26 protein-coding genes, 8 pseudogenes and 1 riboswitch are annotated in these 26,601 nt (G+C 37.2%); of the genes and pseudogenes, 10 read left to right on the top strand and 24 right to left on the bottom strand.

Features of this window, described 5'->3' with window-relative positions; genetic code table 11:
- Positions 1-59: 59 nt before the first annotated feature.
- The 6 genes and pseudogenes from M44_RS17830 to speD all read right to left on the bottom strand — a co-directional run bounded on the left by M44_RS17830 (position 60) and on the right by speD (position 7,170).
- The gene (locus M44_RS17830; protein ID WP_010175812.1) at positions 60-839 is read right to left on the bottom strand and encodes a transporter substrate-binding domain-containing protein; all 780 of its coding nucleotides are present in this window, start codon (positions 837-839) and stop codon (positions 60-62) included.
- Between the two features lie 380 nt (positions 840-1,219).
- On the bottom strand, positions 1,220-1,573 hold the full coding sequence (locus M44_RS24130) for a GNAT family N-acetyltransferase (RefSeq protein WP_010175811.1): 354 nt from the start codon (positions 1,571-1,573) through the stop codon (positions 1,220-1,222).
- Between the two features lie 183 nt (positions 1,574-1,756).
- A complete protein-coding gene (locus tag M44_RS17820) occupies positions 1,757-2,752 on the bottom strand; it encodes a zinc-binding dehydrogenase (RefSeq protein ID WP_010175807.1) in 996 nt (331 codons plus the stop codon).
- A gap of 129 nt (positions 2,753-2,881) precedes the next feature.
- A pseudogene (locus M44_RS24125) lies at positions 2,882-3,585 on the bottom strand (DsbA family oxidoreductase).
- A 135-nt stretch (positions 3,586-3,720) separates the two neighbouring features.
- Entirely contained in the window at positions 3,721-6,012 is a 2,292-nt protein-coding gene (locus tag M44_RS29640; RefSeq protein WP_010175803.1) for an alkaline phosphatase, read from the bottom strand.
- Between the two features lie 351 nt (positions 6,013-6,363).
- Positions 6,364-7,170, bottom strand: a complete 807-nt coding sequence (speD, locus tag M44_RS17805; RefSeq protein ID WP_010175801.1) for an adenosylmethionine decarboxylase — start codon at positions 7,168-7,170, stop codon at positions 6,364-6,366.
- Positions 7,171-7,323: 153 nt separating this feature from the next.
- Here speD and M44_RS28545 point away from each other — a divergent pair, with 153 nt between their 5' ends.
- Genes M44_RS28545 through M44_RS24115 form a run of 3 tightly spaced genes read left to right on the top strand, consistent with a single transcriptional unit; the run spans position 7,324 to position 8,896 of the window.
- Complete coding sequence (locus M44_RS28545; protein ID WP_010175799.1) at positions 7,324-7,602, top strand: mechanosensitive ion channel family protein; 279 nt, start codon at positions 7,324-7,326, stop codon at positions 7,600-7,602.
- 32 nt (positions 7,603-7,634) lie between these two features.
- A complete protein-coding gene (locus M44_RS30125; RefSeq protein ID WP_237705335.1) occupies positions 7,635-7,730 on the top strand; it encodes a mechanosensitive ion channel family protein in 96 nt (31 codons plus the stop codon).
- Positions 7,700-8,896 (top strand): mechanosensitive ion channel, encoded by a 1,197-nt coding sequence (locus tag M44_RS24115; RefSeq protein WP_010175797.1) that lies wholly within the window; start codon positions 7,700-7,702, stop codon positions 8,894-8,896. Before M44_RS30125 ends, M44_RS24115 begins: the two co-directional genes overlap by 31 nt.
- Before the next feature lie 47 nt (positions 8,897-8,943).
- On the opposite strand, the gene M44_RS17795 is transcribed toward M44_RS24115, so the two are convergent.
- The 4 genes and pseudogenes from M44_RS17795 to M44_RS28530 all read right to left on the bottom strand — a co-directional run bounded on the left by M44_RS17795 (position 8,944) and on the right by M44_RS28530 (position 11,429).
- Positions 8,944-9,684, bottom strand: coding sequence for an SDR family NAD(P)-dependent oxidoreductase (locus M44_RS17795; RefSeq protein ID WP_010175795.1), 741 nt, complete (start codon positions 9,682-9,684; stop codon positions 8,944-8,946).
- Between the two features lie 63 nt (positions 9,685-9,747).
- Positions 9,748-10,170: an ATP-binding cassette domain-containing protein gene (locus M44_RS29155; protein ID WP_272941209.1), complete on the bottom strand. Its 423-nt coding sequence runs from the start codon at positions 10,168-10,170 to the stop codon at positions 9,748-9,750.
- Entirely contained in the window at positions 10,154-10,855 is a 702-nt protein-coding gene (locus tag M44_RS29150; RefSeq protein ID WP_272941208.1) for an ATP-binding cassette domain-containing protein, read from the bottom strand. Before M44_RS29150 ends, M44_RS29155 begins: the two co-directional genes overlap by 17 nt.
- A pseudogene (locus tag M44_RS28530) lies at positions 10,807-11,429 on the bottom strand (ABC transporter transmembrane domain-containing protein). The gene M44_RS29150 and the pseudogene M44_RS28530 overlap by 49 nt, the downstream one beginning before the upstream one ends.
- Before the next feature lie 228 nt (positions 11,430-11,657).
- Here M44_RS28530 and M44_RS29145 point away from each other — a divergent pair.
- The 3 genes from M44_RS29145 to M44_RS17775 all read left to right on the top strand — a co-directional run bounded on the left by M44_RS29145 (position 11,658) and on the right by M44_RS17775 (position 12,851).
- Positions 11,658-11,783, top strand: coding sequence for a hypothetical protein (locus M44_RS29145; RefSeq protein ID WP_010175793.1), 126 nt, complete (start codon positions 11,658-11,660; stop codon positions 11,781-11,783).
- A 100-nt stretch (positions 11,784-11,883) separates the two neighbouring features.
- Complete coding sequence (locus M44_RS17780; protein WP_010175791.1) at positions 11,884-12,204, top strand: hypothetical protein; 321 nt, start codon at positions 11,884-11,886, stop codon at positions 12,202-12,204.
- Positions 12,205-12,299: 95 nt separating this feature from the next.
- Complete coding sequence (locus M44_RS17775; RefSeq protein ID WP_010175789.1) at positions 12,300-12,851, top strand: DUF3231 family protein; 552 nt, start codon at positions 12,300-12,302, stop codon at positions 12,849-12,851.
- Between the two features lie 59 nt (positions 12,852-12,910).
- Here M44_RS17775 and M44_RS17770 read toward each other — a convergent pair whose 3' ends face one another.
- The 5 genes and pseudogenes from M44_RS17770 to M44_RS17755 form a co-directional block, all read right to left on the bottom strand.
- On the bottom strand, positions 12,911-13,555 hold the full coding sequence (locus M44_RS17770) for a peroxiredoxin-like family protein (protein WP_010175787.1): 645 nt from the start codon (positions 13,553-13,555) through the stop codon (positions 12,911-12,913).
- Between the two features lie 77 nt (positions 13,556-13,632).
- Complete coding sequence (locus M44_RS28525) at positions 13,633-14,019, bottom strand: Crp/Fnr family transcriptional regulator (protein WP_237705334.1); 387 nt, start codon at positions 14,017-14,019, stop codon at positions 13,633-13,635.
- Positions 14,020-14,163, bottom strand: a pseudogene (locus M44_RS28520) (cyclic nucleotide-binding domain-containing protein); the annotation flags it as partial.
- Positions 14,139-14,309 carry a cyclic nucleotide-binding domain-containing protein gene (locus M44_RS28515; RefSeq protein ID WP_010175783.1) on the bottom strand — a complete coding sequence of 57 codons (171 nt, stop codon included), beginning with the start codon at positions 14,307-14,309 and terminating at the stop codon, positions 14,139-14,141. The pseudogene M44_RS28520 and the gene M44_RS28515, both read right to left, overlap by 25 nt.
- Positions 14,310-14,321: 12 nt before the next feature.
- The gene (locus M44_RS17755) at positions 14,322-14,558 is read right to left on the bottom strand and encodes a glutaredoxin domain-containing protein (protein WP_029326965.1); all 237 of its coding nucleotides are present in this window, start codon (positions 14,556-14,558) and stop codon (positions 14,322-14,324) included.
- A gap of 139 nt (positions 14,559-14,697) precedes the next feature.
- On the opposite strand from M44_RS17755, the gene M44_RS17750 reads away from it, so the two are divergent.
- Positions 14,698-15,279, top strand: coding sequence for a DUF6944 family repetitive protein (locus M44_RS17750; protein WP_010175779.1), 582 nt, complete (start codon positions 14,698-14,700; stop codon positions 15,277-15,279).
- Positions 15,280-15,297: 18 nt separating this feature from the next.
- On the opposite strand, the gene M44_RS17745 is transcribed toward M44_RS17750, so the two are convergent.
- Positions 15,298-16,149, bottom strand: coding sequence for an STAS domain-containing protein (locus M44_RS17745; RefSeq protein ID WP_040365514.1), 852 nt, complete (start codon positions 16,147-16,149; stop codon positions 15,298-15,300).
- 100 nt (positions 16,150-16,249) lie between these two features.
- Positions 16,250-16,594 (bottom strand): hypothetical protein, encoded by a 345-nt coding sequence (locus tag M44_RS24100; protein WP_010175775.1) that lies wholly within the window; start codon positions 16,592-16,594, stop codon positions 16,250-16,252.
- A gap of 161 nt (positions 16,595-16,755) precedes the next feature.
- Positions 16,756-16,866, bottom strand: a riboswitch (SAM riboswitch).
- A 126-nt stretch (positions 16,867-16,992) separates the two neighbouring features.
- On the opposite strand from M44_RS24100, the gene M44_RS17730 reads away from it, so the two are divergent.
- Both M44_RS17730 and M44_RS24095 read left to right on the top strand, forming a co-directional pair.
- Positions 16,993-18,549, top strand: coding sequence for a catalase (locus M44_RS17730; protein ID WP_010175771.1), 1,557 nt, complete (start codon positions 16,993-16,995; stop codon positions 18,547-18,549).
- A gap of 113 nt (positions 18,550-18,662) precedes the next feature.
- Positions 18,663-20,343, top strand: a pseudogene (locus M44_RS24095) (hypothetical protein).
- A 42-nt stretch (positions 20,344-20,385) separates the two neighbouring features.
- On the opposite strand, the pseudogene M44_RS24090 reads toward M44_RS24095, so the two are convergent.
- From M44_RS24090 to kynU, 7 genes and pseudogenes are all read right to left on the bottom strand, one after another.
- Positions 20,386-20,993 (bottom strand): annotated as a pseudogene (locus M44_RS24090) (alpha/beta hydrolase).
- Positions 20,994-21,006: 13 nt separating this feature from the next.
- Positions 21,007-21,942 (bottom strand): ring-cleaving dioxygenase, encoded by a 936-nt coding sequence (locus M44_RS17715; RefSeq protein ID WP_010175765.1) that lies wholly within the window; start codon positions 21,940-21,942, stop codon positions 21,007-21,009.
- A 149-nt stretch (positions 21,943-22,091) separates the two neighbouring features.
- Positions 22,092-22,349: a type B 50S ribosomal protein L31 gene (locus M44_RS17710; RefSeq protein ID WP_010175764.1), complete on the bottom strand. Its 258-nt coding sequence runs from the start codon at positions 22,347-22,349 to the stop codon at positions 22,092-22,094.
- A gap of 93 nt (positions 22,350-22,442) precedes the next feature.
- Positions 22,443-22,870 (bottom strand): annotated as a pseudogene (locus M44_RS30120) (TSUP family transporter).
- 540 nt (positions 22,871-23,410) lie between these two features.
- Positions 23,411-24,244 carry a tryptophan 2,3-dioxygenase gene (gene kynA, locus M44_RS17695; RefSeq protein ID WP_010175755.1) on the bottom strand — a complete coding sequence of 278 codons (834 nt, stop codon included), beginning with the start codon at positions 24,242-24,244 and terminating at the stop codon, positions 23,411-23,413.
- Positions 24,237-24,892, bottom strand: a pseudogene (gene kynB, locus M44_RS26510) (arylformamidase). The gene kynA and the pseudogene kynB overlap by 8 nt, the downstream one beginning before the upstream one ends.
- Positions 24,892-26,167: pseudogene (kynU, locus tag M44_RS24075) on the bottom strand (kynureninase). The pseudogenes kynB and kynU overlap by 1 nt, the downstream one beginning before the upstream one ends.
- Before the next feature lie 261 nt (positions 26,168-26,428).
- Here kynU and M44_RS29140 point away from each other — a divergent pair.
- Positions 26,429-26,551: a hypothetical protein gene (locus M44_RS29140; protein WP_272941207.1), complete on the top strand. Its 123-nt coding sequence runs from the start codon at positions 26,429-26,431 to the stop codon at positions 26,549-26,551.
- Positions 26,552-26,601: the final 50 nt, after the last annotated feature.

The following is a 26,601-nucleotide window of genomic DNA, read 5'->3' as shown; positions in this document are numbered from 1 at the left end:
CCCTCCTTCTAATCCATATACAAAAGAGATGAGGCTTCCCTCATCCCTCACTCTTGAAATTATTCTTCCGGGTTTGTCGTGATGTCATCTCCGAAATACTTTTGACTAATCTCAGCTAGAGTTCCGTTCTCTCTAAGGGTGTCTAATGCTTCATTAATTTTCTCTAACAGTTCCTTATTCTCTTTTGAAACGGCAATAGCCTGTTCACTTCTACCAAGAAGTTCTCTTGCCTCAATTGTTAGTCCATTCGCGATAGCTTCTTTTCCCGTTATAAAATCTGTAATAACAGCATCATGCTTTCCTTTGCTTAATGCTTCAAGTGCAACAACATCACTGTCATAACGTTTGATATTTTCCGTCACAGTCACAGCACTTTCTTCGTATGTAGATCCTTTTGACACCGCAATTTCCAAGCCTTCTAAATCCTCTAATGTTTGTACATCACTGTCTGGTCGTACAAAAATCTGTGGGCCAGAGTAATAGTACGGTGTGCTAAAATCAACTTGTTCTAAACGCTCCTCATTGATCGTATGACTTGCAACAGCAGCATCAAACTTACCTGCCTTGACCCCTTCTACAATCCCTGAAAATTTGTATTTTTCCTGAACAGGGTTTAAACCAAGTACATCTGCAACAGCCTCTGCTACTTCAATATCAAATCCTGTCATTTGACCTTCTCCGTTCGTTACACTAAACGGTGCAAATTCTCCTGAAGCTGCATATGTAAATCTCTCTTCTTCAACTAGTTTCATACCAGTTGAATTCGTTTCTTGTGATCCACAAGCAGCCAAACTCATCATGATAGCAAGTAAAATCGTTAACATTACCTTCTTTTTCATCTCTATTCCCCCTAATCTTGTTCTTTTTACCGAACATCCCAATTATACTAATTGTATAAAATATTCACAAAATTGATTTCAAGCGTTCTCCTATCCTCAGCCCCTTTCTGATGTAGTGAGTAAAAAAGTTTGGAGATTACCTTACAATTGCTCCATATTATTCCTTATTTCTTCACAATTCGAAATATTCATTAGTCAATACCCTATCTATACACGTGTAAACGTATTTTTTCCCTCTCTTCTTATCTACTATTTATTTGCAGTGTCGACTCACTATCTCATCAAACTAGTTCAATCACATTAATTAACATTCATAAAAAAGAGGATGATTAAGTGGTGATACCACTCAAACATCCTCTTTTCCATTTATTTGTTGCCGTTTACTTTATTATGTTTAATTTATACACATGCTCATCATGTGATGCAGTAAAGATTTCACCGGTGCGTTCAAATCCCATCTTTTTATATGCTCCTATGGCAGATTCATTTTCAGGGATTACAGTTAAATAGATTTCATCACAGTTATACTGTTCAATCATCTCTTCTACTACAAGCTGAATCGCTGATTTCCCGTAGCCCTTTCCTTGAAACTCATGACCAAGCATAACGCTACCAATTTCATATCTCTTGTTTCCTTTGTCATATCCGTGAGTGGCAAAGCCAACCAGTGCATCTCCATCATATATCCCTCTATTTGTCCAACCATTAACGGATGAGATGGCAATAAAAAACAATTAGAAGCAACAAATCGTTCAAAGATTTGGTAAGGTTTTTTCTTGTTCTCTTTCTGATTTTAAATTAATTATTGACCAGAAGTTCTCCTCTGTGACAGGTCGTAAATGTAATGTCATAACCCTATCCCCCATTAATTGTAAGCGTTTCATCTACTATTATGACATACTTACAGAGAGTATGCTTTACTTTCTAGCTGCAATTAAACCTAAAACAGCAACAATTTTCCCTTTTACATGCCTTCTCGATAACGCTTCTAATGCATGTGGAACTTCTTTTAAATGTACTGATTGTTCAATCATAGGGGATATCTCACCGCTAGCTACTAATTTCAGTAATTCATCGCCCATTGTAGCTAAATTCTCTTGTACGACAAGATCTCCTCCATGAGCAGCTCCTAGCGCCACTTCATGATAGGAAATCGCTTTGGTAAAGGGCTTAATCACGGTAAAATCAGGTGGCCCCGCAATAAATGCAATCTGTCCGTTAAAAGCCAAAGTACGAAGGGACCTTGTAGCGTTATCTCTACTAACCGTATCTAAAACATGATCAACTCCGCGATTTTCAGTCATGCGTAGCACATCTTCCACAAAATCTACTTCGTTATAATCCATAACAAAATCTGCCCCTAATGATTTTACATACTCGTGGTTCTCTCTTGAAGCAGTAGTCATAACAGAAAGTCCACTTCGCTTCGCTAATTGTATAGCAAAGCCGCCAACACCACCTGCACTCCCATGAATAAGAATGGATTGTCCACTCGCAATATGAAGTTTTCTATATAGTGCTTGATACGCCGTATAACCTGCTGTCGGTAAGGCAGCGGCATCTTCAAAAGAAATCCCTTCTGGTATGATAGAGACAGTATGAGCCGTTGTAACTGCATACTCACTATACCCACCCTTTCTCGTCAAGTCACCGTGGTATACTACTCTGTCTCCTGCTTTTATATGTTTAACATCCTCTGCTACCTCTGTAACAATACCTGCCACATCTAATCCAAGAATATGAGGATAGCTCCAATTTGGATTCCCGCCCGTCGCTGTTTTATAATCCACTGGATTTAACCCAACTGCTTGAACCTTTACGACAATTTCTCCTAAATTCGCTTGTGGAGCTTCATAATCTTCTACCTTCATTTCTTTCCATTGTCCTTTATCGTGCAAAAGTAATGCCTTCATTCTGCATGTCCTCCTTAGTAGCTACTCATAATATAGCAAAGTGTAGCCTAAGCAAGAATAATTGACAAAGAATAAGACAAAAAAGGAATATTTTATTATGATGAAATAAAATACTCCTTCTTGATCTCTCTATTCTTTTGTTACGTCACAGGAATCTGCCGTACAATGTTCTCCTTCACTAGCTACTACTTCAATATCTTTATTTTCATTCCAAGATTTTTCAAGAACCTCCTGGAATACTTGTAAAGGTTGAGCACCAGACACTGCATACTTTTTATTAAAAATGAAGAATGGAACACCTTTTATCCCAAGCTTACTACCTAAAACCTCATCATTCCGAACATCTTTTTTATGTTCATCAGATGTAAGCATACGGAGTACATCAAAACCATCTAAACCAACTTCTGAAGCTAAGGTTACGAGAGTATCTGGATTCGCAATATCTTTGGATTCAGTGAAAAAAGCATAAAAAAGTCTCTCAGACATCTCATTCATTTTGCCGTGTTTTGAAGCATAGTGTACAACTCTATGAGCATCAAACGAGTTACGAGGAATCATCGTATCAAAATAATAATCTAGTTCCTCCTGCTTCGCTTGAGCCGCCATATTGTCACACATGCCTTTAGCTTGTTCAAGACTAACACGATATTTGGTAGCAAGGATTTCTGCCATGGATTGCTTGCCTTCTTTTGGCGCATTAGGATCTAATTCAAAACTTCTAAAAATGACTTCAACTTGATTTTATGAGGGAACGTTTCTAATGCTTTCTCAAGGCGCCTCTTGCCAATATAACAGAACGGACATACAAAATCTGACCATACTTCTACTTGCATCGTAATCACATCCAATTAATTAGTATCTCTCCCATTGTACCATCTTTTTGAAAAGGTAAGGAGGAATACACTCAGATTAATCTTATCTAAATAGAAAGACATCAAAGAGAATTCATCTCTTTGATGTCAAAGTTTTTATTTTAGTGTATTTTTTAAATCATCTACAACAACTTGCTTTGTTGTTCCACCAACAACCCACAAATCAAGTACTTTATTCTCTTTTGAATAACTTTCTACGAACGATTTTACTTTTCCATTCACAGACTGGCCAACTAAAACCATTGGTGCTTTTGTTTTTACGGACAACGCAGAAGCTGCTAATGCGTCTGGAAAGTTTTCTCCAGTCGTTACAATCATTGTATCGGATATCATTGCTGCTTTAAACGCTTCATTTAATGCAGCAACTGTCTCATAACGATTTTCTCCAGCAATACGCTTTACATCTTTACCTGTTTTTGTAATTTGAGAGTATACGTCTTTACTGATTACGGCTTCTCCACCTAATACGACTGTTTTCTTACCTTTAACAAAATCAAGGGCGTCAGAAGTAATTTCATCCTTACCAGTAAGTACAATAGCCCAGTTGTTAGCAGAAGCAATTGGTGCTGCAGCAAGAGCATCGGCAAAGCTAGAACCAGAAGCTACAAATACACCGTTCACATCTTTTAATTCATTATTAATCATTTCATTCGTCTTAAATCGATCCGCTCCACTTACTCGCTTCACGTCATATTCTTTTTTCATCATATCTTCAACAGACTTAGACACTGCTTTCGTTCCACCTAAAATAACAACTTGTTCTGCACCAAGACGTTTCAGTTCTTCTTTCACTTCTTCATTTAACTTTTCACCTGTATTTAGTAAAATCGGTGCATTATCATACATGGCAGCTAATGGCCCAGCAGATAATGCATCTGCAAATTCAGAACCAGTTGTCACAATCGCTGTCTTACTTCCATGATCTTCTGGGAAACCATCAGGATATAGAGTATGAGATACTTCTAGTGACGTGGCCACACGGTCTGAACCAGCAAGAGTTGTTACCTCAGCTTCCATCGAATTTACTTTGTTTTGTTCTAAGATTTCAAATGTCATATCCGCGTGAAATGTGTTGTCAATTAATCCTTCATAATGCTCTGAAAGAGGACCGTAGGCAAATACAGGGACCTCTTCTCCTGTATGTCCATCTGTTGTCCAACCTGCACGTACGCGCTCGTTACCAATTGCATCGATTGCATCATCAATCGTGTAGTAATCCTTTGTTGCTGCTGCATCTTTAACCGATTGAATTTCTTCAGAGGTTAGCTCTAAATCTATGTTTTCTTTAAGAGTTTGTTCCACATCTGCTCCACCCACAATTAAACCTGCTATGTAATCTGGAGTATGTTTAAATGCTTCAAAAACTTCACCGTGAAATAAATAAGGACCACCACTACCAATTGAAAGCCCTCCAGTACTATGGTCAGCAGTGGCAACAACTAATGTTTCACCGTCTTCTTTAGCATATTCCACAAGATATTCGAATAGCTCTGCATACTCTTCCATTTCGCTCATTGCGGAAATAACATCATTATCATGACCAGCCCAATCAATTTGGCTTGCTTCAATCATTAAGTAGAATCCATCTTCATTTTTCTCTAAACGTTCAATAGACTCTTTCGCCATTTCGACTAAAGTAGGTTCTTCTTCATGTCGATCAATAGCTTTACTTAAATCTTTTCCAAATAATCCTAACAGCTGGTCATGAGAATCTTTCATCAATTCAGTTCTTGTAGTAACATAACCGTATCCATCCTCTTGAAATTCTTTCGTTAAATCGCGATCTGCTCTTTTAAAATACTGCTCTCCACCACCAAGTATTACGTCAACAGCATGTTCTCCGTTTATCATGTTGTCATAAAAATCATCGGCAATTTCATTGTAGTTGCTTCTACTTTTATTTTTAGCAACATATGCAGCAGGAGTGGCATGGTTAATTCTAGAGGTAGCGACTAAACCAGTCGAAAGACCCTCTTCTTTAGATTGCTCTAAAACAGTTTTAACCTCGTTCCCATGAACATCTAAACCGATAGCTCCATTGTAAGTCTTAATTCCTGACGCCATTGCTGTAGCCGTAGCTGCAGAATCAGGAATATTTTCCTCATGATCATGCGCATACACAGTTTGCATTCCTACAAAATAATCGTCAAACACAGTTGCTTCAAGATCCTTAGTTGACGGATCATCCTTCATATATCGGTAGGCTGTGTAAAATGGTTGTCCAGCTCCATCTGCAATGACCATAATCATGTTCTTTACACCGGTTTCTCCCTTAAGCTGGACCTCTTTTTTTGCTGAAGCATCCGTTGAGCCTGAAATTAAACTCGTTAAGGCTAAAGCGGACGCGGCAACAACTGGCGCTACTTTTTTTCCCCATTGTTTTTTCAATTTATTTCCTCCTCTTTGTTTCTTACACCCATTATCATAGAGTGGACATGTTAATCTACTTTTAACATTCATAGGTATAATTGTAAAAATTTATGTAGATTTCTATCGAACAAATTAACATTTAATCAGAATATTTTATATTATGTGTACAATAAATTTTATTAGTAAAACTTATTGCGCAGATAATGACCATAACTACATCATTTTTTTCATGCTATTTATTTTTATTGCTGTAGCTATATTCAATTAAGAATGGTTTACACTAACTATATAAATGAAAATTCTAATAATTAATAGGTTATGTCGATGAATAAAAAAACCCGCCTTTAAGACGAGTTTGTTTACCAAAATCTATGACATATTCTTTCCGTAGAATATTTCATCCATCTCTTTATTCAGTTTGTGACTGATTTCTTCTTGTTCTATTTTCGACAAAGTATCCTTCGTATAACCAAATAAATAGTTATCCAAGTCAAATTGGTTTAACTTGCATTTCGTATTAAACAGATTTTCTTGATACACATTTACATCGAACATATTATATTGATCTTTCACATCGTCTGGAATGTAATTCTGAATAGAATTAATTTCATGATCAATGAATAATTTATGTCCACTCACATCTCTAGTAAATCCTCTTACTCGATAATCAATGACCATAACATCCGTTTCAAAGGATTGAATCATATAATTCAAGGCCTTCAATGGAGATATTTCTCCACAAGTCGCCACATCAATATCTGCACGAAACGTACTAATCCCATCATCTGGATGATACTCTGGGTACGTATGAACGGTAATATGACTCTTATCGAGTGCACCTACGACCGCTGTTGGAGCAGGTCCTGGAGATTCTTTAAACGCTTCTTCTTTAGCATCATCAACAGGTCCTTCAGAAACTAAGATGGTCACACTAGCCCCTTGAGGTTCATAATCTTGTTTTGCAATATTTAATATATGAGCCCCTATAATATCTGAAACATTTGTCAAAATTTTTGTTAGACGATCTGCATTATACTGTTCATCAATATAATCAATATAGGCTTCTCGTTCTTCTTTTGTTTTGGTGTAGCAAATGTCATACATATTAAAGCTTAGAGATTTGGTTAAATTATTGAATCCATGAAGTTCTATTCGTTGTTGGTGAGTGAGTTCCATACGAATCCCCCTATTTCTTCTTGTCTCATGCTTTATATTCCCCAAAAAGGGAAATTCAATCATGCGATTCTTTAAAATTCATGCATAAGAAGTTTATGGATAAAAATTGAGGGGTAACGTTTTTTGACAAATGAATAAGGAGTGATAGATTGTATGGACAATTACTGGAGATTTGAAATGGCGGATTATGCGAGTCGACTACCAGAGTTATTACTTGCCATTCTAGTACTAATTATTGGGTGGATTGTAGCAAAGATTATTGAAAAAGCTGTATTTAACCTGTTAAAACGAACAAAATGGGACAATAAATTATTAGGACAATCTGATCCAAATACAAAACGAGATAGAAAATGGTCTTCTGAAAAATTATTAGTAAAATTGTGTACTTGTTTGTACTCTTGTTTGTATTTATTTGGTTTTTTAATTTATTAAATTTAACCATTCTTGCTGGTCCCCTTGCAGAAATGCTCAGCACTATTTTAAGCTTCGTTCCTCAACTACTTAAAGCTGCTCTAATCCTATTAGTTGCATGGATCGTTGCTGTGGTGTTAAAAATATAATCCAACGAATTGGCAAATCTCAACGAGTTTCTCAAGCTCTTAAGAAATCATCATTCATCACAAACGACCAACAATTATTTTCAATTGTTGATCAGGTTGCCAATGTCGTATTTTACTTAGTTCTTCTCGTATTCTTACCTGGTATTCTATCAGCCTTATCAATTGAAGGACTATCTGGTCCATTCTCAAACATGCTACAAGATTTTCTAGCGTTTATTCCTAATCTTCTTGCTGCATTCCTCGTAGTGGTGATTGGTTGGTTTATCGCAAAGTTAGTAAGAGATCTTGTTACTAACTTTTTACAAGCGTTGGGGATAGATCAGTGGGCTAGGAAATTGGGCTTAAACAAGCTTACTGAGTCCAACCCTTTATCTAAAATAGTAGGTTATATTGTTTATATTCTGATTTTAATTCCTGTTATTATTACAGCACTAGAGCAACTACAACTAGATGGAATAACAGAACCTGCTATCTCCATGTTAGAAGACGTGTTCACTAAGATACCGAATATTGTTATGGCAGTTATCCTTATTATTGCTGGTATCTACATTGGTCGTTTCGTTGCTCGTTTTGTTTCTAGCTTACTTAAAAACGTGGGAGTAGATTCCTTCATTCATCAACTAAACATACGAACTAACCGTTTCTCTCTGTCATCATTGATTGGAACTCTCACTCAAATACTCATTGTGTTTCTGTTCACAGTCGAAGCACTTCAATTAGTAGAGCTAGAATTTTTAGTTACGATTGCTACTGGAGTTCTTGCCTATGTACCAAATGTAATAGCAGCTGTACTAATTGTTGGTGCAGCAATCATCATTGGTGGGTTTGTTGAAAGAATAGTATCTTCCATATTAACAGGAGACTTACAGATTTTAGGTGTAATTAGTAAATATGCGATTATTGCATTAAGTGTATTTATGGGACTTGATCAATTACAAGTAGCACAAAGTATTGTTCAATTAGCCTTTATGCTAATCCTTGGCGGAGTAGCCTTAGCCTTCGGATTAGCATTCGGATTAGGTGGACGTGATTTTGCTGAAAAATATTTAATTAAATTAGATAAAAGAATTGAAAAAACGTCTGTGACTAAGCAAACACCATCCACCTTTACTCAGGAGGATGATGATAACCATCAAGACGGCTTTACACCACCACCAACCATTTAACGAAATAAAAAGCTGATTTCATATAATTGAAATCAGCTTTTTTTATTTTATTCACCATATATCATTTTCTTTGTCATTCCACCATCAATCACTATGTTTTCACCTGTAATAAAATCATTGTTTGGATTGGTTAAAAATAAACAGGCCCTTGCAATATCACTAGGTTTCCCAACTCTTCCTGAAGGATGCTGTTGATGGTCCTGAGTGGATAATTCTTCATAATCCCCTGTATGGATCCATCCTGGACTAATACAATTTACTTGAATATGATCTGACCCTAGAGAAATTGCTAGGCTATGCGTTAACGCAAGAAGACCTCCTTTAGAGGCTCCGTATGCCTCTCCACCCGGCTCTGACATTAACGCTCTCGTAGATGAAAGATTTATAATTTTTCCACCACCATGTTTTTTCATCACTTTAGCGCATTCCCTAGCCATAAAAAAAGAACCCTTTAAATTCGTACCAATAATCTCGTCCCACTCATTCTCTGATAACTCATAAGGTGACTGAAACCTTGAAATACCCGCATTATTTATTAATATATCTATTTTTCTGAAGTTCTTCTCAACTTTTTCAACAGTCTCTGTAATGGCAGAAACGTTCTGTAAATCGATACAGTACTCTGCAACCTCAGTTTGCTTCCTCAACTGTTTCACCATTTTAGCTAATCCTAGATGATCTCTGTCAACTAATATGAGAGTTGCTCCTTGCTCTGCATATTGCCTTGCTACTTCCTTTCCAATCCCATTAGCACTTCCTGTAATAACCACAACTGATTCACTAAACATTCCCGTTTCCTCCTCCTCTGTTCCTCTTTGAACCATTCCCCATTTTAAAAGAGAAACAAACTCTTATTTAGTAAGAGAGTTTGTCGCTTCTTTTGACTTCTCTCCTATACGAAGTTGCTGTGTTGCAAATTCACGATACAACATATGAGAAGCAAACAATTCAGTATGAGTACCTTTCCCTGTCACTCGCCCTTTCTCTAAGAAAATGATCTGATCTGCATCCACAATGGTGGAAAGTCGATGAGCGATAACGATAGTGGTTCTCCCATTCATTAAATTTTTCAATGCTTCCTGCACGACTATTTCTGATTGGCTATCTAAGCTAGATGTTGCCTCATCCAGCATTAATATTTCTGGATCACGGAGTAAAGCGCGTGCAATAGCAATTCGTTGACGTTGTCCACCTGAAAGCTTAATTCCCCGTTCTCCTACTTCTGTTTCATAGTTTTTTGGCAAGTCCATAATAAAGTCATGGGCATAGGCCATTTTTTGCAGCCTCTTCTACTTGATCTTGTGTAACGTTCTCTGACAATCCGTACGTTATATTATCCAAAATAGTACCAGAATAAATAGGAGAATCTTGTGATACATACCCAAGCATTTTGCGCCAAGACTTCAAAGAAAACGATGAAATTTCTTCAGAACCCAGTAAGATCCTTCCGTTAATCGGAGGATAAAATTGTTCAATTAAAGAAAATAGAGTCGTTTTTCCACTTCCACTTGGACCTACTATGGCCGTTACCTTGCCTTTTTCTGCCACAATATTTATATCCTTTAAGGTGATCTCATCAAAAGAGTATCCAAATTCTACAGAATCGAGAACAAGAGGCCCTTCTGCTTGGTGAACTTCTCTCCCTTCAGTAAGTTTTTCCTCATCTAACTCTAAAATGGAGACAATCTTCTCCGTAGCACCAATTGTTTTCTGAAACTGTGTGATAAACACCACGATTTGAGTAATCGGCATGATAATTTGAAACAAATAAATAAAAAAGGCAACCAGTTCTCCTGCCGTCATACTTCCTGAAGTTACACGTATACCACCAAACCCTATAATGAGCACAAGAACGACGATGATTAACGAAGAAACAAGGGGACTCATAATTGCTTGTATAACGCCTTCTCTTATACCATATGAATATAAATTTTTAATCCCTTTTTTCCTCGCTCCCATTCAATATCCTCTGCATTAGAAGCTTTTACTAATCGAATTTCAGATAATACCCCTGTAAGCCCAGCCGAGAAAGACGCCGTCTCAGCTTGTAATCCTCTTGATATGTCTGCCATTTTCTTGCCAATTGGCAGTAATATAAGAATAGCGACGGGTATAATGGAAAACATCACTAACGTAAGAGGCCAATCTAGATAGAATAAGACACCAATTGCTCCAATTACAGAAATAATTCCTGTTATAAAGCCAGTTAGATGCTCTGTTATCAAGTTCTTTATGATTCCAGTATCATTCGTCATTCTGCTGACTGTATCTCCTGTTTCATGGTGATCATAATAGCTAACAGGAAGTATAAGAAGTTTTTTAAAAGCTCCTTTCGCAAGGCCGCAATCATATGCTGACCAACTTTGGCTAATATGTATACTGAAACACCTCCAGCTAAAGCTTGAATAAAAAAAGCTACAATTAGTAAGATGATTAGCCCTGTATTTAAAGCACTTAGCGAAAAATTATCAATGAATCTGCTAGCTAATAATGGAATGGCTAAGCTTGCAACAGTCGTTATGATACTTAACATTAATGAAATGCTAAATAATGCTTTGGGTGGATCTGCTATCTTTATTAAGGTTAAAAGCTGAAACACGCTACCATTTTTCTTATTTTCAACCACTTTTCCCTCTTCTCCATTCATTTTAGCTTTATTATAGACACAAACACATTTCTGTTACTACTATTCACTCTTTTGAATACAGTTCATGTGCTTTTCACATACTACATACATATGTAGACTAGGAGGTGAAAAGGATTGCCTAATTTGAATGATAACAAGTTCAAAAAGATTCAATCAGAAAGTCAAAAGCAGGGTAAATCTCAAGAAGAATACGCTGAAGAACTTGCTATAAATAAAAAGAAAGCACAAGCTAAAAAATGAGTCCACAATAGGGCTCATTTTTTCTTCCAATTAAACTGGTTTCATCTTCCCTTTTTGGAGGTATAGATAAATAACTAATCCATTAAGGTGGTCAAAAACAATGAGTGAAATCTATTCTAGAAAAGTGACAATGAATCAATCATTATCCATGCAGCAAGTTTTAAAGCTCTATCACTTTGCCAAGGATTATAATGGTCATATTTATTTTATTGAACGACATAAAAAGATCGCATTATCTTCTTTACCAAAGTTAGTATCCTATTTCCTAACATCTAAAGATAAGCGTACTTTTAAAATAGTCATTGAAGGAACAGAGACAAACGAAGCGTTCGATGCTCTACATACCATTTATTCTAGTCGTTCAACCATCACGGCCTTTACAACCTCTCCACTAAATAGTTCAATGGAAAACAGAAGCTAGAATCTAAAAGCTTCTTGTTTTTTTTATCAATGTCTGCATAATTTTCTATAAAGGATGAAAACTAGGAATAATGTCTTAGTAAATAGAGGTGGAGAATGATTAATGTTGTTGAAGCGCTCACTGAATTAGTTAAGAATTTTACAGATGAAGAGCCTAAACCTCCCCTGCACGTTGGAGAAGTCATGGCTTTATGGACTGCTTTTACTGCTTTCGAAGAAGCTCATTCTCTTTATCAAATCGGGCTAAACACGACAAATGATCCAGATTTAATTACATTACTTGAAGATGCCCTTAAAGGAAGCAATCAAGATTCAATTAAGATACAGGATTTACTTGTAAAAGAAGGGGTACCATTACCATTATCCAATGCAAATAAACCCGAATCTAATCCGATGTCTGTTCCAAACGGCGTGAGATTAACAGATGATGAGATTGCCAACTTAATCTCTGTGAAAGTAGCAGCCTCTATCTCCTTCTGCGCTCAATCCATGTCGCAGTCTATTCGATCAGATGTTGGTCTCTTATTCATTTCCATTCAAATTAATTTAATGGAATACGCTGCAACATTAAAGAATGTATTGAAAAGAAGAGGATGGCTGCGAATACCTCCTCCATATATACCGCCTGGTACACCATATAACGACTAACAATGTTAAAAAACTCGAGCTAAAATCCTTTTTCATGATTTAAGCTCGAGCTTTTTGTTTTATAATGTTTTTACTTTTTCTACAATTTCAGAAGGTTCCATACGGTCCTTATAGTCCGCTTTACTGTATTCAAACTGAATGGTACCATCTTCTTTAATAATAAAGGTTGCAGCTACAGGTAGTGACCACTCATCATTTCCGTTGTGCTTCACAAGATCTAAGTTAAAACTTTTATAGATTTCCACTAAATAATCCGGTAGAGAATAGACTAAATTAAAATCATTTGCCACAACATTTCCTTCATCACTTAATACATGATAAGCTAGCTCATTTTTTTCTGCTGTAGTTAAGGATTCATCTGGAGTTTGAGGACTAATGGCGATAAGCTCTGCACCCACGTTGTGAATTTCTTCCAGTTTCTCTTGATAGGCTCTTAATTCCATATTGCAATATGGACACCAACCTCCACGATAAAAGGTTAAGATAACTGGTCCTCTTTCTAACACTTCATACAATGTAACGCTCTCACCTTTTGCATTTGGAAGCGTAAAGTTAGGTGCTTTTTCACCAATTCGAAGTCCTTTCCCGGCATTTGATGCCTCTAGTTCATCAATGGCTGTTTGCATTTGCTCAACAACTTCTTTAGGAGCGCGCTCACTGAATGCACGAATATTCTCATCAAATTGTTCTCGTAAACTAGTCATGATTAATTCCCACCTTCTTGTAATTTTAAGTCTATTTTATCCTCGCTGAAATTGAAAAGATGTTAGATAGCTAACACTTATACACTTTCCATTAAAGTGTCTACTAATGCTGGGTTAATTTGAAGAGGTTTGCGTTTTATAACCCCTTCTTTCTCTAATTCACCCAAAAATAAACTCACCGTTTCTCTTGAAGAACCAATCATGCTGGCTATATCATGCTGGGTCATTTTGACTCCTACTGTTTGCCATTCCCCGCTTCTAACACCAAAACGATGACTTAGTTGTAATAGCAGTACCATAATACGTTGCTTCACGTCCCTATAAGCAATACTTTCACTCATACTGTACACGTCATTTAATTTACTGGACAGGATACTAATTAGTTTTAATGACAGGTCTGATCTTTTACGAAGTAGTTCTTCAAATCGTACCTTTGATAGCGTGCATATATACGAATCAACCATGGTCTGTGCATAAATATGATCTTCAGATAATGAAAAACTAGAAGTCTCTCCAAAAATATTTCCTTGTCCTAGAATATCAACCGTAAACTCTTTTCCGCTTGGTGAGAGCTTGTATAACCTTACTTGCCCTTTTTCAAAAAGTATAAAGAGCGCATTTCATGATTGGGACTTAAAATCATCGTCCCTTTCTTTATGGGCGACGAGCTCGTCATCTCATTAATTTCCTCTAGTTGATGATGGGGCAATTCATCTAACAAATTGATTTGAGACAACATAAATAATTTATTCACTCATTACACCTCTTATTTTTCATAACATTCTATAATAGCGTCGTAATTTAATGTCCCCCCTTCTATCACTAGTAGGGGTAACCCTTCATCTATATAAATTTTTTCTTGGTCAGACTTTACCTGTTCTAAAACATTTATTTCTTTGTATGGTATTTGTAGTATGTCTAACCGTTTTTTCACTGTTTCACACTTATGGCAGCTTGTGATTGTATATAATATCATTCTAATTTGTTCTCGCTCCTTTTCCAACTTCCTTGCTCTATTCAATATGTAGTCTAATCTAATCCTTTCATCCTAATCTGTTAGCTAGTTCACATTTATATTTAAGTGAAACATTGTGTAGGGTATGTGAATACACTGTAGTAGAAATCAAGAAGGCGGTAATCAGATGGACAATCATAATCTTGAACAAATCGCAGAATTTGGCGCATGGACCCAAGCATTTGGAACCATTGCCTCAGCTATTAGTTCTACACCGAACCTTCCCTTACCGGAAATCTTATTAGAGGACTTAAATATTATTGGAAACACATTGCAGGCTACTGGGAATGCTGTCCTTGTAGATACGACAGTACCAGCAGATTTATCCTCAGTAGGGAATGCTGTACAGTCCATCGGTAATTCAACCGTATTGGTAGGATTATTACTCCATTATAGTGAGACTCGAAAAGAGTTATTAAATATACAGGGAAACTTATTACAAGCTTTAGGAGGTGGAATAAGCGTAGCGTTTGTTTATGGACAAACTCCAACTGAAGTTCAAGTTCTAAACCTGTACGGGAACTTATTGCAAACGATAGGTAACAGCATTCAATCCATTGCTGGATTCATTGAATTAAAAAGAGATGAAGACACATCAGAACTAAATGCTGTGGGTTCATGGATACAAGCGGTTGGGTCTGTATTATCCGCAATTGGTCAATCCATTGACACCCGGTCGAATGAAAACGAAAAAAATAGAGATCAATAAGATCTCTACTTTTATAGATTACCCCACACGTCCGTCTTTAACAAAGATTGACATGGCTTCTTTAAGATTCGCTTTAATTACAATACTCTCAAATTGAATGCCCAATGATACGACCGTTTGAGCAACCTCAGGACGAATACCCGTAAGAATAATTTCTACTCCTAATAATTTTAGAGCTGAGGCAACTTTAAATAGTTGGTCCGCCACCATCGTATCTACTACTACGACTCCTGACAGATCAATAATGAGCTTGTTTAAATGTAATTTAGTCGCAGATTGTAACGTTTCTTCCATCAGAAGTCTTGCACGTTCAGTATCAATTGTACCTATGATAGGCAATATAGCTACACCTTCAGCAACAGGAACAACCGGTACAGATAACTCCAAAAATGCTAACTTCGCATTGGATAAAGCTTGTTGGTGAAATTTAACGAAGGTTAAACTAAATGAATAGACTGCATGATCTAATAGAGGATGAAAGATTTCGGATATCTCAACTATTTCTTCTATGGATACCCCATTTTGTTGAATCTCATCTTTCAGTACATTCCATATATGTTTTCGGTAAAATCTTGTTTCAAATAAGGCTTCATCTAAATGAGCACCTAAATGATAAATAGTTTCTCCAGTTTGGGCACCCCATTGTTCAATTAAATGCTCTCTTTCTTGTTGAGAAGATTGATCTCTAATAATTTGACCGAAAATGTTGACCAGTTCGGCTCTCATTTCTAGAATCTCATCTTGCATTTCTTCCATAATACGAAGCTTTTCAGAATCTTCCACTAATCCCACTAATTCTTGATGAAGATTTCTTACAATCTCGTATTTTCTATCTATCAATGCTTGACCAATACGATTAATAGTATTCACGTCATTCCCTCCGTCAGCCAAATACATAACCTTATTTCTTCAGATTTTGACCTCATTATATCAAAATGAATAAGGAAAAGTCTTTCTTTAAGCCTTTCCTCTACTCTGAATTAGGAAGTTGACTAAATACGGTTTGTAAGTAGTGTGACGTGAGGCAAATCTCTGTATTCACTTTTCGAATTTCTTCCCAAATACTTCGGTCCAATAAATAACTTCCTCTTGCTTTTAAGAGGTTTGCTTCTTGATGGGTAAGTAGCTTTTGAAATACTTTTTCATTTGTTATTCCATAAAACAAGACAAAATTATATCCTATATCCACTACCATCTCTGCTGATGAATCTAATTCTTGCAGTTGCCTATTTACTGAGGATGAAACATGTTGAATAAATGAGTCTAACTTCATATGGTGAGCTAAGTATCCTCTAATCCTTCCATTTGCATTCACTGATGTATTTCCTCCTTTTTCTACATGAAGGCTCCGGTCATGTTTATTCTTGCTGTATTCCAACCTGTTGATTGGAGTTATACAGTAGAAAACGGTCTGCATGATAAGCAGAGCTACAATAAAAAAACTCTTTTGCAATGGATGCAAAAGAGCCTAGAACGTTCTTATCACCCAAAGCTAAATGCTTTGCAGGTAGAAGCACCTTGCATGTATGAGCATGCAGGTTGCTGTGAATTCATTGAGCCTGATCTCTCCTTCACTCTTGATAAACTATACAATTACGTCCAGTTTACCTTTTTCGCTCTATTAATTCAAGATAAATATAGATTACATATATTATCCAATAATGGAAATAATACTATTCGTATAATTTTATTACGTATGAGGAGGTGCCTTTAGTGACTGAGGAAAATAAGCAACTTTTTGAGGAAGATATATTAACGAACCGGCAAGGTCATCCTGTGACGGACAATCAAAGTGTACGGACGATAGGAGACAGAGGGCCAACCACACTAGAAAACTATGATTTCTTAGAGAAGATCTCTCATTTTGATCGAGAACGAATTCCTGAACGCGTTGTCCATGCGCGAGGGGCAGGAGCACATGGTTATTTTAAATCGTACGGAACATATAACGGAGAGCCCTTATCAAACTACACACGAGCTAAAGTGTTTACCAATACTGATATTGAGACACCTGTCTTTGTTAGATTTTCAACAGTGGTACATGGTGGACATTCTCCGGAAAGCTTACGGGATCCACGTGGATTTGCTGTTAAGTTCTATACAGAAGATGGGAACTGGGACCTTGTTGGAAATAATTTGAAAATTTTTTTTATTCGAGACCCTCTTAAATTTCCAGATATGGTTCATTCTTTTAAGCCTGATCCCGTAACGAATTTATCTGACCCTGAACGAATGTTTGATTTTTTATGCCAAACACCAGAGTCCATGCATATGGTTACGTTTCTATTTTCACCTTGGGGTATACCGGCAAACTATCGACATATGCAAGGGTCTGGCGTACATGCCTACAAGTGGATAAATACAGAAGGCAAAGGGGTTCTCGTAAAATATCACTGGGAACCGAAGCAAGGGATAAAAAACTTAACACAACAAGAGGCCGATCACATTCAAAGTATGAATTATAGTCATGCAACTCAAGATTTATACGAATCGATTGAAAATGGGGACTATCCTGAATGGGAGTTATACGTTCAGATTATGCCAGACGGAGAACACCCTGAGTTAGATTTTGATCCCCTTGATCCAACAAAGCTATGGTACAAAGAGGATTACCCTTGGTATGCTGTTGGAAAGATGGTATTGAATAAGAATCCTGAGAATTACTTCGCTGAGGTAGAACAAGCCTCTTTTGGAACTGGTGTTTTAGTGGACGGCCTTGATTTCTCTGATGATAAATTACTGCAAGGACGTACATATTCTTATTCTGATACACAGCGTTATAGAGTCGGCTCCAATTACTTACAACTTCCAATCAATCGGCCAAAAAAACATGTGGCTACAAATCAAGAAGCAGGGCAAATGGATTACCGAACGAACTTTAGCTCCAATCAAAATCCACATGTGAATTATGAACCGAGCTTAATCGGAGGGTTGAAAGAAGCACAAAACCCTGGAAAAGAACATGAACCTTATGTAGAAGGCAATGTAAAACGAGTAAAAATCTCCAGAGAAAACAATTTCGGTCAGGCTGGCGAAACATATAGACGATTTGAGGAATGGGAACGTTCAGAATTAATTTCAAACTTAGTTGACAATTTATCAGGCTGTCGAAAAGAAATTCAAGACCGAATGATAGAGATGTTCACACAATGTGACGAAGACTATGGTAAACGAGTAAAAGAAGGATTAGAACATCACAAGACTGTGGACAAAATGGAAGCAGCTGTTAAAGAAGCGGAAGAAAAAGGACATCCTTCTGACCCTTATTAAAGGATAAAAGGAAGAAAGCTATATGCTTCTTCCTTTTATTTTCCTCCGAAATGAAACTTTTCGATTTCCATTTCGTATATACAACTACACTCACATATAGAAAGGAGATTTTTATGAGTTCACTTTTGTTGTTCTCTGTCATTTTTGGTTATTTTACTTACTCTCATTACTGTTCCACTATTTCATAAATCTACTAAGGAAAGTCCATCTTCATTCTCCTTATTTAAATTGATAGGATCTGCACTAATCTTTACCTTCATCATTTTTGGAGTGTACTATTTAACCAATCTAGATCGAAACGTTTCTTCCATTTGGTTCTTCCTTCTCACTGCTACTATTATAGGAACCGTTCTATCTACTGGAAAAGAACGAATCGTGAAAGGGATTTTATTTTTAGGCACTTTAATCTTCTCCATTTTTCTACTTACAGCATTCCTTTTCAATGCTGATGAAAAATTCAATCAAGCTAAAATGAAGGAAGACGTTGAAATCGAAGCGTTTGATGAGAGTGTGACACCAGCAAGTGTCCCTCCACAATTTGCACGGAATAAAATGAAAAAGGCTTTTGGTCAAGTACCAAATACAAGCTATTACGAACTTGGAAACCTACAAATTCAAAATGTGAACGATCAATACGTGTACATTGCACCAGTTGAATTTTCAGGATTATTTAAATGGATAAAAGGAAAAGAAACACCTGGGTATTTTACCATGAGTGCAACCGATACATCGTCTAACCCAGTATTTATGGATACACCTATGACTTTTACGCCATCCTCCTATTTCCACCAAAATGTTGACCGAAAAATTAGAAACGCGTACCCTGAGAGAATTTTCTATGGAGACGTACAATTAGAAATCAACGATGAAGGAGAGCCTTTTTATATTCAAACATACGGTGAGTTTATTAGTGCACGAAACGGATTTACACCTTTAGGAATCGTTATGATCAATCCATCCTCTGGTGAGGTATCCTCTTACACATTTGAAGAGACGCCAGAATTTATTGATGGAGCCATTTCTCCTGAAGCTGTTAGCCTGCAAAATAGTTACTATGGTAATTATATCGAAGGATATTGGAATAGTATATTTGGTAAAACCAATGTTAAGCTTCCATCAGACGAAGGTACGGAAGCGAATGTCAGTCCTGTTTTTATGGAAGATGGAGAGATGTATTACTTTACTGACTTTACAAGCCCTAAAGAAGGAGTAGATTCCATGCTTGGCTACTCTTTAACCAATGGGAGAACAGGAAAAGCAACGTATTACACAGGTAATTTAGAAGAATCGTACATGGATTCTTATGGAGCTCTTCAGATAATCGAAAAGAAATTTATTGAGAAGAAATGGTCTGGGGAAATGCCGATTCTTTACAACTTTTATGGAGAAGCAAGCTGGCTAACTCCAGTGCTAGATTCCAATGGATTTTTTCAAAACTATTTTATAGTATCTGCTGCTAATCCAGAAATTTCTGCCTATGCTACCACGCCAAAAGAGGCATTAAAGAAATACAAAGTCGCATTACAACGTGGAGGAAGTAGTGTAGATGGCAGCTCTAATGCTGAAGAACTTAGCATTACTGGAAACGTTACACGTGTGTTCAAGGAAACCTCTGGGGACTATGTTCTTGTGTACTTTTTACTTGATAACGGGAGTAACTATGTCGTCTCTGCCGAATCCAACCCCTTATCCATTTACTTGCAAGAGGGGGACGAAATTCGCGCCATTACCTTAAACACAGGAGAAGAATTCTTACCTATAAAAGAATTAGTCATTGAAAATCTAACGAACTAAACAAAAAACAACAAGACCGTGTAGTCTTGGTTGTTTTTTTGTTTAAAAATTCAATTGATCATACCATTCCTTCGCTGCCTTGACTTCTTCAAGCGTTAGCTGATGGCCACGGTGTTCCCAATGTAAAGTCACATCACTACCTGCTCCTTTAAGGAGATCGGCTAACTCTTTCGATTCTTCTAGAGAACAAATTGGGTCATTTGTTCCCGCTGCAATAAAAACAGGAGTAGACTCTAGATTAGGAATCGTAATTCCTCTTCTTGGAACCATTGGGTGATGAAGAATCGCAGCTTTTAAAGAATGGGGATGATGAAATAATAGGCTACCTGCAATATTTGCTCCGTTTGAGTAACCTATCGCAATCACTCTGTTGCGATCAAACTCTTGTTCATCTGCAATGTGGTCGAGAAACGCATACAGCTCGTCTGTTCGTTCAATTAAATCTTTTTCATCGAACACTCCTTCTGCAAGTCTCTTAAAAAAGCGCGGCATTCCATTTTCTAGTACACTTCCACGCACACTTAACACTCCTGCGTCACGGTCAATCATTTCAGCAAGTGGAAGTAAATCTTCCTCGTTCCCTCCCGTACCATGTAGCAACAATAATATGGGTTTTGAGGGTCTTTCGCTTCTTTATAGACGTACTTCATTGAGAAACCTCCTCTAGTTTATATGGTCCTTTACTTCAATCGGAAGCAGGATAGACTCAATTTGTTCTCTTCTCTCTTCATATTGCGGAGGAAGTTTTAACGCTTTTCCTAATGCTTCTATATCTTCATCCTGTGTGAAACCAGGTGGATCCGTTGCAATCTCAAAAAGTAATCCTCCACGCTCTCTAAAATAGACCGCATGAAAATAGTTTCGATCTTTCACAGGAGTTACCACGTATCCCAGATGTTCAATGTGTTCTTTCCATTGAAGCTGGTCCTGGTCATCCTTCGCTCGAAACGCAAGATGATGAACAGTCCCTGCACCGGAGCGACCTCTACCCATTGGAATTTTCTTTACATCTATTACGTTCCCTATACTTCCTTCTGAACGATACCGAGTATAATAAGCATCTTCTCCAATCTTTTGAAGGCCCATTCCAGTGTGTAAAAGTTCTCCAGTGGAAAACGGATGGGAAGAAAAAAGAATAGCTCCAGCAAATCCTTGGATCGCAGCATCAGAAGACACTCCAGCAAATTCCCATGTATTCTTTTTACCGTCAGCGCGTTCAACTAACTCCAGCTGTAAGCCTTGTGAATCATTAAATTGCAGATAATCTTCCCCAAATCTATTCGTCTCTTCAACTTTTATATCAAAAGAGGCTAATCTTTTTTTCCAGAACTCTTTACTTCCCTTCGGAATCACATAGGAAGTTACCCCCACTTGGCCGTCTCCTATCATTCCTTGTCTGGCTCCTGGCCATGGGAAGAACGTAATGATTGTGCCTGGCTCTCCTTCTTGATTACCAAAGTAAAGGTGATACGTACTAGGATCATCAAAATTAACCGTTTGTTTTACTAAACGTAACCCAAGTACCGTTGCGTAAAAATCTATTGTGACTTGAGGGTGACCAACTATTGCTGATATATGATGAATACCTAAAGTTTTCAAGTAATGTCCCTCCCCAATAATTATCTTGAATTCGAGATAATTTTAAATCAATTTTCACATCCTGTCAATTTTATTCCTCCAGTAAGACATAGCCGTTCGTAATCCGTTCACGAAAAAGGTGCCCATAATAGCTATTGGACACCTCCCTCTTAGTCTTTTTCAGTTTTCATATTAAACTTTTCATTAAACTTTTCTACTCTACCACCACGGTCAGAGAATTTCTGTTTTCCTGTATAGAAGGGGTGAGTATCTGAACTGACCTCCACTTTAACGAGGGGATATGTATGGCCATCCTCCCATTCAATGGTTTCAGTTGATTCCATCGTAGAGCCTGTTAAAAACTTATTGCAACTACTTGTATCCATGACGACAACTTTTCTGTAATCTGGGTGAGTTTCTTCCTTCATCTATAATACCTCCAGTAATTCTCAGCATTGAACGATGTTAGTATTACTTATTCCCCATATACAAGAAATAAACCGTCTTAATCAGACTAAACTTTAGAAGAATAGATTAAATACATTGAGAAGAACTAAAGAAAATATAGTTAAACTAAATAATCGCTCTGAAACATTTTCTGGTAACCGATTTAACAGCCAAGATCCAATGAATCCACCAGACAGGCCACCGATAACCATTGTGACTAAAATAGGCCAATCTACTCCCGCAAACTTCCCTGAAAAAAATGCTGTTATTACAGTAGCACCTTGAGAAAAAAGATGATGAGAATGGAATGGATCACTGCCGCTTCCATTCTCATGCCAAATAGTAATGACAAAATGGCAATATTTAATGGACCTCCACCAATAGATAGGAATGCTGATAGAACCCCTAACACTAAACCAACTAATAAAACTATGGAGGACTTATTTATTTTCATCGAATTTATTTTTTGCTTATTTAAAAAATATACGAGTATAAGTAGCATGATGAAGGCTAAAATGCCTGATTGAAGATTTCCAATCAACTCTTTTATTTCATCATATTCTACTAGCCAATCTAATGTTTTTTCCCTATTACCCCTCCCATAATTGCACCCGTTGAAAGAAGAAGGCTTAATTTGAGATTGACCTTTCTCTTACTTACTAGAGCATGAATTAGCGAAACTACTGACATGGAAAAAATAGTGGAGGCAGATAAAATACTAATCATCCCAATAGAATCTCTCCCAATAAGATCTAGAACGGGTTTAATAATAATGCCTCCCCCCAACCTCCTGCTAAGGCACCAATTACGGTTGCGATAAGGGCAACAGAAAAATAAAGAATTATGATAGCTTTTCACCTCTTTCATCACACTTTTATTAAAATTTATCTCATCACATTTATTATGTACTTAAAAAAGAATAAAATCTTATTCTTATTATCTTATACCCAATTCAATTTACAAAAAGAAAAGAGATGACTCATAAAAATCGTATTTTTACGACCTTTTAAGCCACCCTCCTGTTGACATCTCATATACTTCTCTATAATTCTGTTCGAATATCCCAAAGCTCAGGGAAAAAACGTTGGTCTAACACCTTTTTTAAATAGCCCACTCCAGAAGATCCACCGGTCCCTTTTTTAAATCCAATAATTCTTTCTACTGTTTTCATATGGCGAAATCGCCACTGCTGTAGACAATCCTCTATATCTACAAGCTTCTCTCCAAGCTCATATAACTCCCAGTACTGATCCGTTTGTTGATACACTCTCATCCATGCATCACGTACACTAGGATTTGCTTGATAACTTATCGTCACATCTCGTTCTAACACTTCTTCAGTTATCGGAATTCCTGCTTTATGTAAAGCACGAATGACTACATCATAGATGCTTTTTTCTCTATAAGCTTCTTCCAATTGCTGATGTAAAACTAAGTCCTTTTTATAAATTTCTAATACATGAGGTGTTTTATACCCAAGCATAAATTCAATCATTCGATATTGGAAGGATTGAAAACCAGAAGCTTGGCCAAGTGAATCTCTAAATTCCATATACTCAGATGGCGTTAACGTAGATAGTACATCCCAAGCTTGAATAATCTGAGCTTGTGTTTTACTTACTCGTGCCAACCGCTTTTGAGCAGTTGATAAATCATCCGCTTCAATGGAAAGAATCGCTGCTTTTGTTTCATGTAAAATAAGTTTCATCCATAATTCACTTACTTGATGAATGATGATAAAAAGCATTTCATCATGATGGCCAGACCGGCTACTTTGTGCATCTACTATTTTATCCAGCTGCAAATATTCTCCGTACGTCATATGATGAGTAAAATCTGTATGAATGCTATTCTCTACTCTTGGGTCCTTACTCATTCTCCTCATCCCCTTTTCCTAATGGACGAATGACAGCGCGCACTGGGCTACCATCTCCATCTTGAATCGGTAAAGGTAAGGCAATCAGCTCATAATCTCCTGGCACCACATCGGCGAATACCAAACCCTCTAAAATATGAATACCGTTTTTATTAAGCTCATGATGGGTTAGAAGCTCTTTACTAGTTAATGGATCAACGGATGGTAAATCAACCCCGAGTAAGATGACCCCTAGTCCGGCAAGGTATGGTGCGACCTCTGGCTTAATCAATGGAATCTGTTTAGGAAACGTTGTTGGTGCATCTTCACTAGTTGTTTTAGCAACACCCTCTTCGTTCCCCTTTCTAACTGAAAGGAACGAAGTAATTCTACATCTAAGCAATTAAAGAGAGAGACGTCTATCACTTTTGCAGGTCCAATAAATAGATTGATATCTAAATCCAACACTCTTTCCCCATCATTTGTAAAATGATACGGAGCATCTATATGAGTTCCTGTATGCAAGCTACTCGTAATTCTTCCAACATTCACAGACCCTGTTTGTTCTTTAGTAAATCTCGTTTCATATGTAAACGGCGTATCATTTGGCCAATGTGGAATGTCATTTTGTAAAACCTGAGAGATATCCTTCCATCTACCTTTTTCCATTACGCGACCACCCCTCGCTTGTTCTCAAACTTTTTATAGGTCTCGTTCTTCATAATGTCTTTTAAAATTTCCACGCAATGATAGACTTCAGTGAACGTATTATATAAGGCAACAGGTGCTAACCGGATAACGCTTGGAGATCTGAAATCCGGAATAACTCCCGCCTCTTTTAATGCCTTACAAATTCTTGCTGCCTCGTTGTGCTGAAGGAGAATATGACCTCCTCGACTATCGTCCTCTCTAGGATTACAAATCGTAAAGTGATCATCACCTAGCTCGGTTTCTATTAAGCTCATCAAATAGCCTGTAAGCTTAAGAGATTTCTCTCGAATGGCTCCCATCCCCACTTCTTCAAACATGGCTAAGGACCCTATAATAGGTGCCATGCTTAGCAGATTAGGCGTACCAATTTGATAGGCTCCTGCATCAGAGGCTGGTTCTAATTCATGCTTCATATCAAACTGCTTGGATTTATCCGAACTGAACCAGCCAGCAAGACCAGGAACCTTCGCGAAGTGTCGCTTGTTCACATAGTACCCTCCTGTACTACCAGGACCACCGTTAAGATGTTTATAATTACACCAAAAAGCAAAATCCACATCCCATTTACTCAATTCATGTGGAATAGCTCCTATAGAATGAGAAAGATCAAAACCGATGAGGATCCCTCTTTTATGTGCCTCTGTTGTTAGTCGCTCCATATTTAACACTTGCCCACTCCGATACAGAACGCTAGGTAAAACAATAAAAGCTACATCTTCTGTCATCTCGTTCACAATATCTTCGTCATGTAATGTATATCCATCTCTACTTTCTACTTGAATTAAATGCTCTTTGTCATCCAAATTTTTTAGAGCTATCTGGCTTTTTAATGCATAAATATCACTTGGAAAGTTTAGATGGTCCGCTAGGATCTTCGTCTTTCCTTCCCTAGGCTGATAGAAAGTAGACACCAACTGGTGCATATTGACCGTAGTGGATCCACTGACCACAACCTCTCCTTCATCAGCACCTACTAGAGACCTCATTCTATTCCCAAGTGATTCTGCTAAATAAAAACCATGGTTGTTTCCCTTCGGTCCATCCATCTATCCCGTATGTCCTCCATGCTTCCATGACACTGTAAAGAGCACTCTCCGCTCTTTTCGATAATAAACCAAGAGAATTACCGTCAAAGTAAATCTTGTTGTTGTCTATATAAAACTCTTCACGATACTTGTTTAGCGGATCCTGCTGATCCATTTCCTTTGCCCATTGTAACGTGTTCATTCTCATCCATCCTTCCTCATTGCTCTTTTAATTATTTCAAATTTCAATCTTCTTTACAACGTGAATCATAGATAAAACGAACAGGGATCGAAAGTTATTGTTCGTGCAAATCTTAGTACTTTACACACCTACTGGTATGGTACTGTCATGAGTAGCAGTTCAAAAGTCTGTATTTAGTGATAGAACATCAATAAATAATTTATACCTAAATTTGTTCATTTCGGTTAAAATATTCATAATTCAATAGTGGAGTTTAAAGGAGATAATATGAATATAATAGTCCCCTTACCAACATTCATTCTTCTATTAAGTAGCTCTAAACATAACTATGCCTTAACCTTTGCGGAGCCTCCTGCTCCAGATATAGCATTTAATGAGTATGACTGTTAGCTTTCATTATTACTACTATTATTCTATTTGTAAGAAGGATTAGGAGGCTT

Source organism: Bacillus coahuilensis m4-4, from assembly GCF_000171615.1.
In the GTDB taxonomy this organism is placed as follows: domain Bacteria; phylum Bacillota; class Bacilli; order Bacillales; family Bacillaceae_K; genus Bacillus_T; species Bacillus_T coahuilensis.
Note: the sequence above shows the minus strand (reverse complement) of the source record. Positions and strands in the feature narration are given on the sequence as shown.

Excerpts from the sequence above, each read along its gene's own strand:
- M44_RS17830 (WP_010175812.1), bottom strand. The coding sequence starts at position 839 with ATGAAAAAGAAGGTAATGTTAACGATTTTACTTGCTATCATGATGAGT.
- M44_RS17820 (WP_010175807.1), bottom strand. The coding sequence starts at position 2,752 with ATGAAGGCATTACTTTTGCACGATAAAGGACAATGGAAAGAAATGAAG.
- speD (WP_010175801.1), bottom strand. The coding sequence starts at position 7,170 with ATGGAACTCACTCACCAACAACGAATAGAACTTCATGGATTCAATAAT.
- M44_RS28545 (WP_010175799.1), top strand. The coding sequence starts at position 7,324 with ATGGACAATTACTGGAGATTTGAAATGGCGGATTATGCGAGTCGACTA.
- M44_RS30125 (WP_237705335.1), top strand. The coding sequence starts at position 7,635 with ATGCTCAGCACTATTTTAAGCTTCGTTCCTCAACTACTTAAAGCTGCT.
- M44_RS24115 (WP_010175797.1), top strand. The coding sequence starts at position 7,700 with ATGGATCGTTGCTGTGGTGTTAAAAATATAATCCAACGAATTGGCAAA.
- M44_RS17795 (WP_010175795.1), bottom strand. The coding sequence starts at position 9,684 with ATGTTTAGTGAATCAGTTGTGGTTATTACAGGAAGTGCTAATGGGATT.
- M44_RS29155 (WP_272941209.1), bottom strand. The coding sequence starts at position 10,170 with ATGGCCTATGCCCATGACTTTATTATGGACTTGCCAAAAAACTATGAA.
- M44_RS29150 (WP_272941208.1), bottom strand. The coding sequence starts at position 10,855 with ATGGGAGCGAGGAAAAAAGGGATTAAAAATTTATATTCATATGGTATA.
- M44_RS17780 (WP_010175791.1), top strand. The coding sequence starts at position 11,884 with ATGAGTGAAATCTATTCTAGAAAAGTGACAATGAATCAATCATTATCC.
- M44_RS17775 (WP_010175789.1), top strand. The coding sequence starts at position 12,300 with ATGATTAATGTTGTTGAAGCGCTCACTGAATTAGTTAAGAATTTTACA.
- M44_RS17770 (WP_010175787.1), bottom strand. The coding sequence starts at position 13,555 with ATGACTAGTTTACGAGAACAATTTGATGAGAATATTCGTGCATTCAGT.
- M44_RS28525 (WP_237705334.1), bottom strand. The coding sequence starts at position 14,019 with ATGGTTGATTCGTATATATGCACGCTATCAAAGGTACGATTTGAAGAA.
- M44_RS17750 (WP_010175779.1), top strand. The coding sequence starts at position 14,698 with ATGGACAATCATAATCTTGAACAAATCGCAGAATTTGGCGCATGGACC.
- M44_RS17710 (WP_010175764.1), bottom strand. The coding sequence starts at position 22,349 with ATGAAGGAAGAAACTCACCCAGATTACAGAAAAGTTGTCGTCATGGAT.
- kynA (WP_010175755.1), bottom strand. The coding sequence starts at position 24,244 with ATGAGTAAGGACCCAAGAGTAGAGAATAGCATTCATACAGATTTTACT.
- M44_RS29140 (WP_272941207.1), top strand. The coding sequence starts at position 26,429 with ATGAATATAATAGTCCCCTTACCAACATTCATTCTTCTATTAAGTAGC.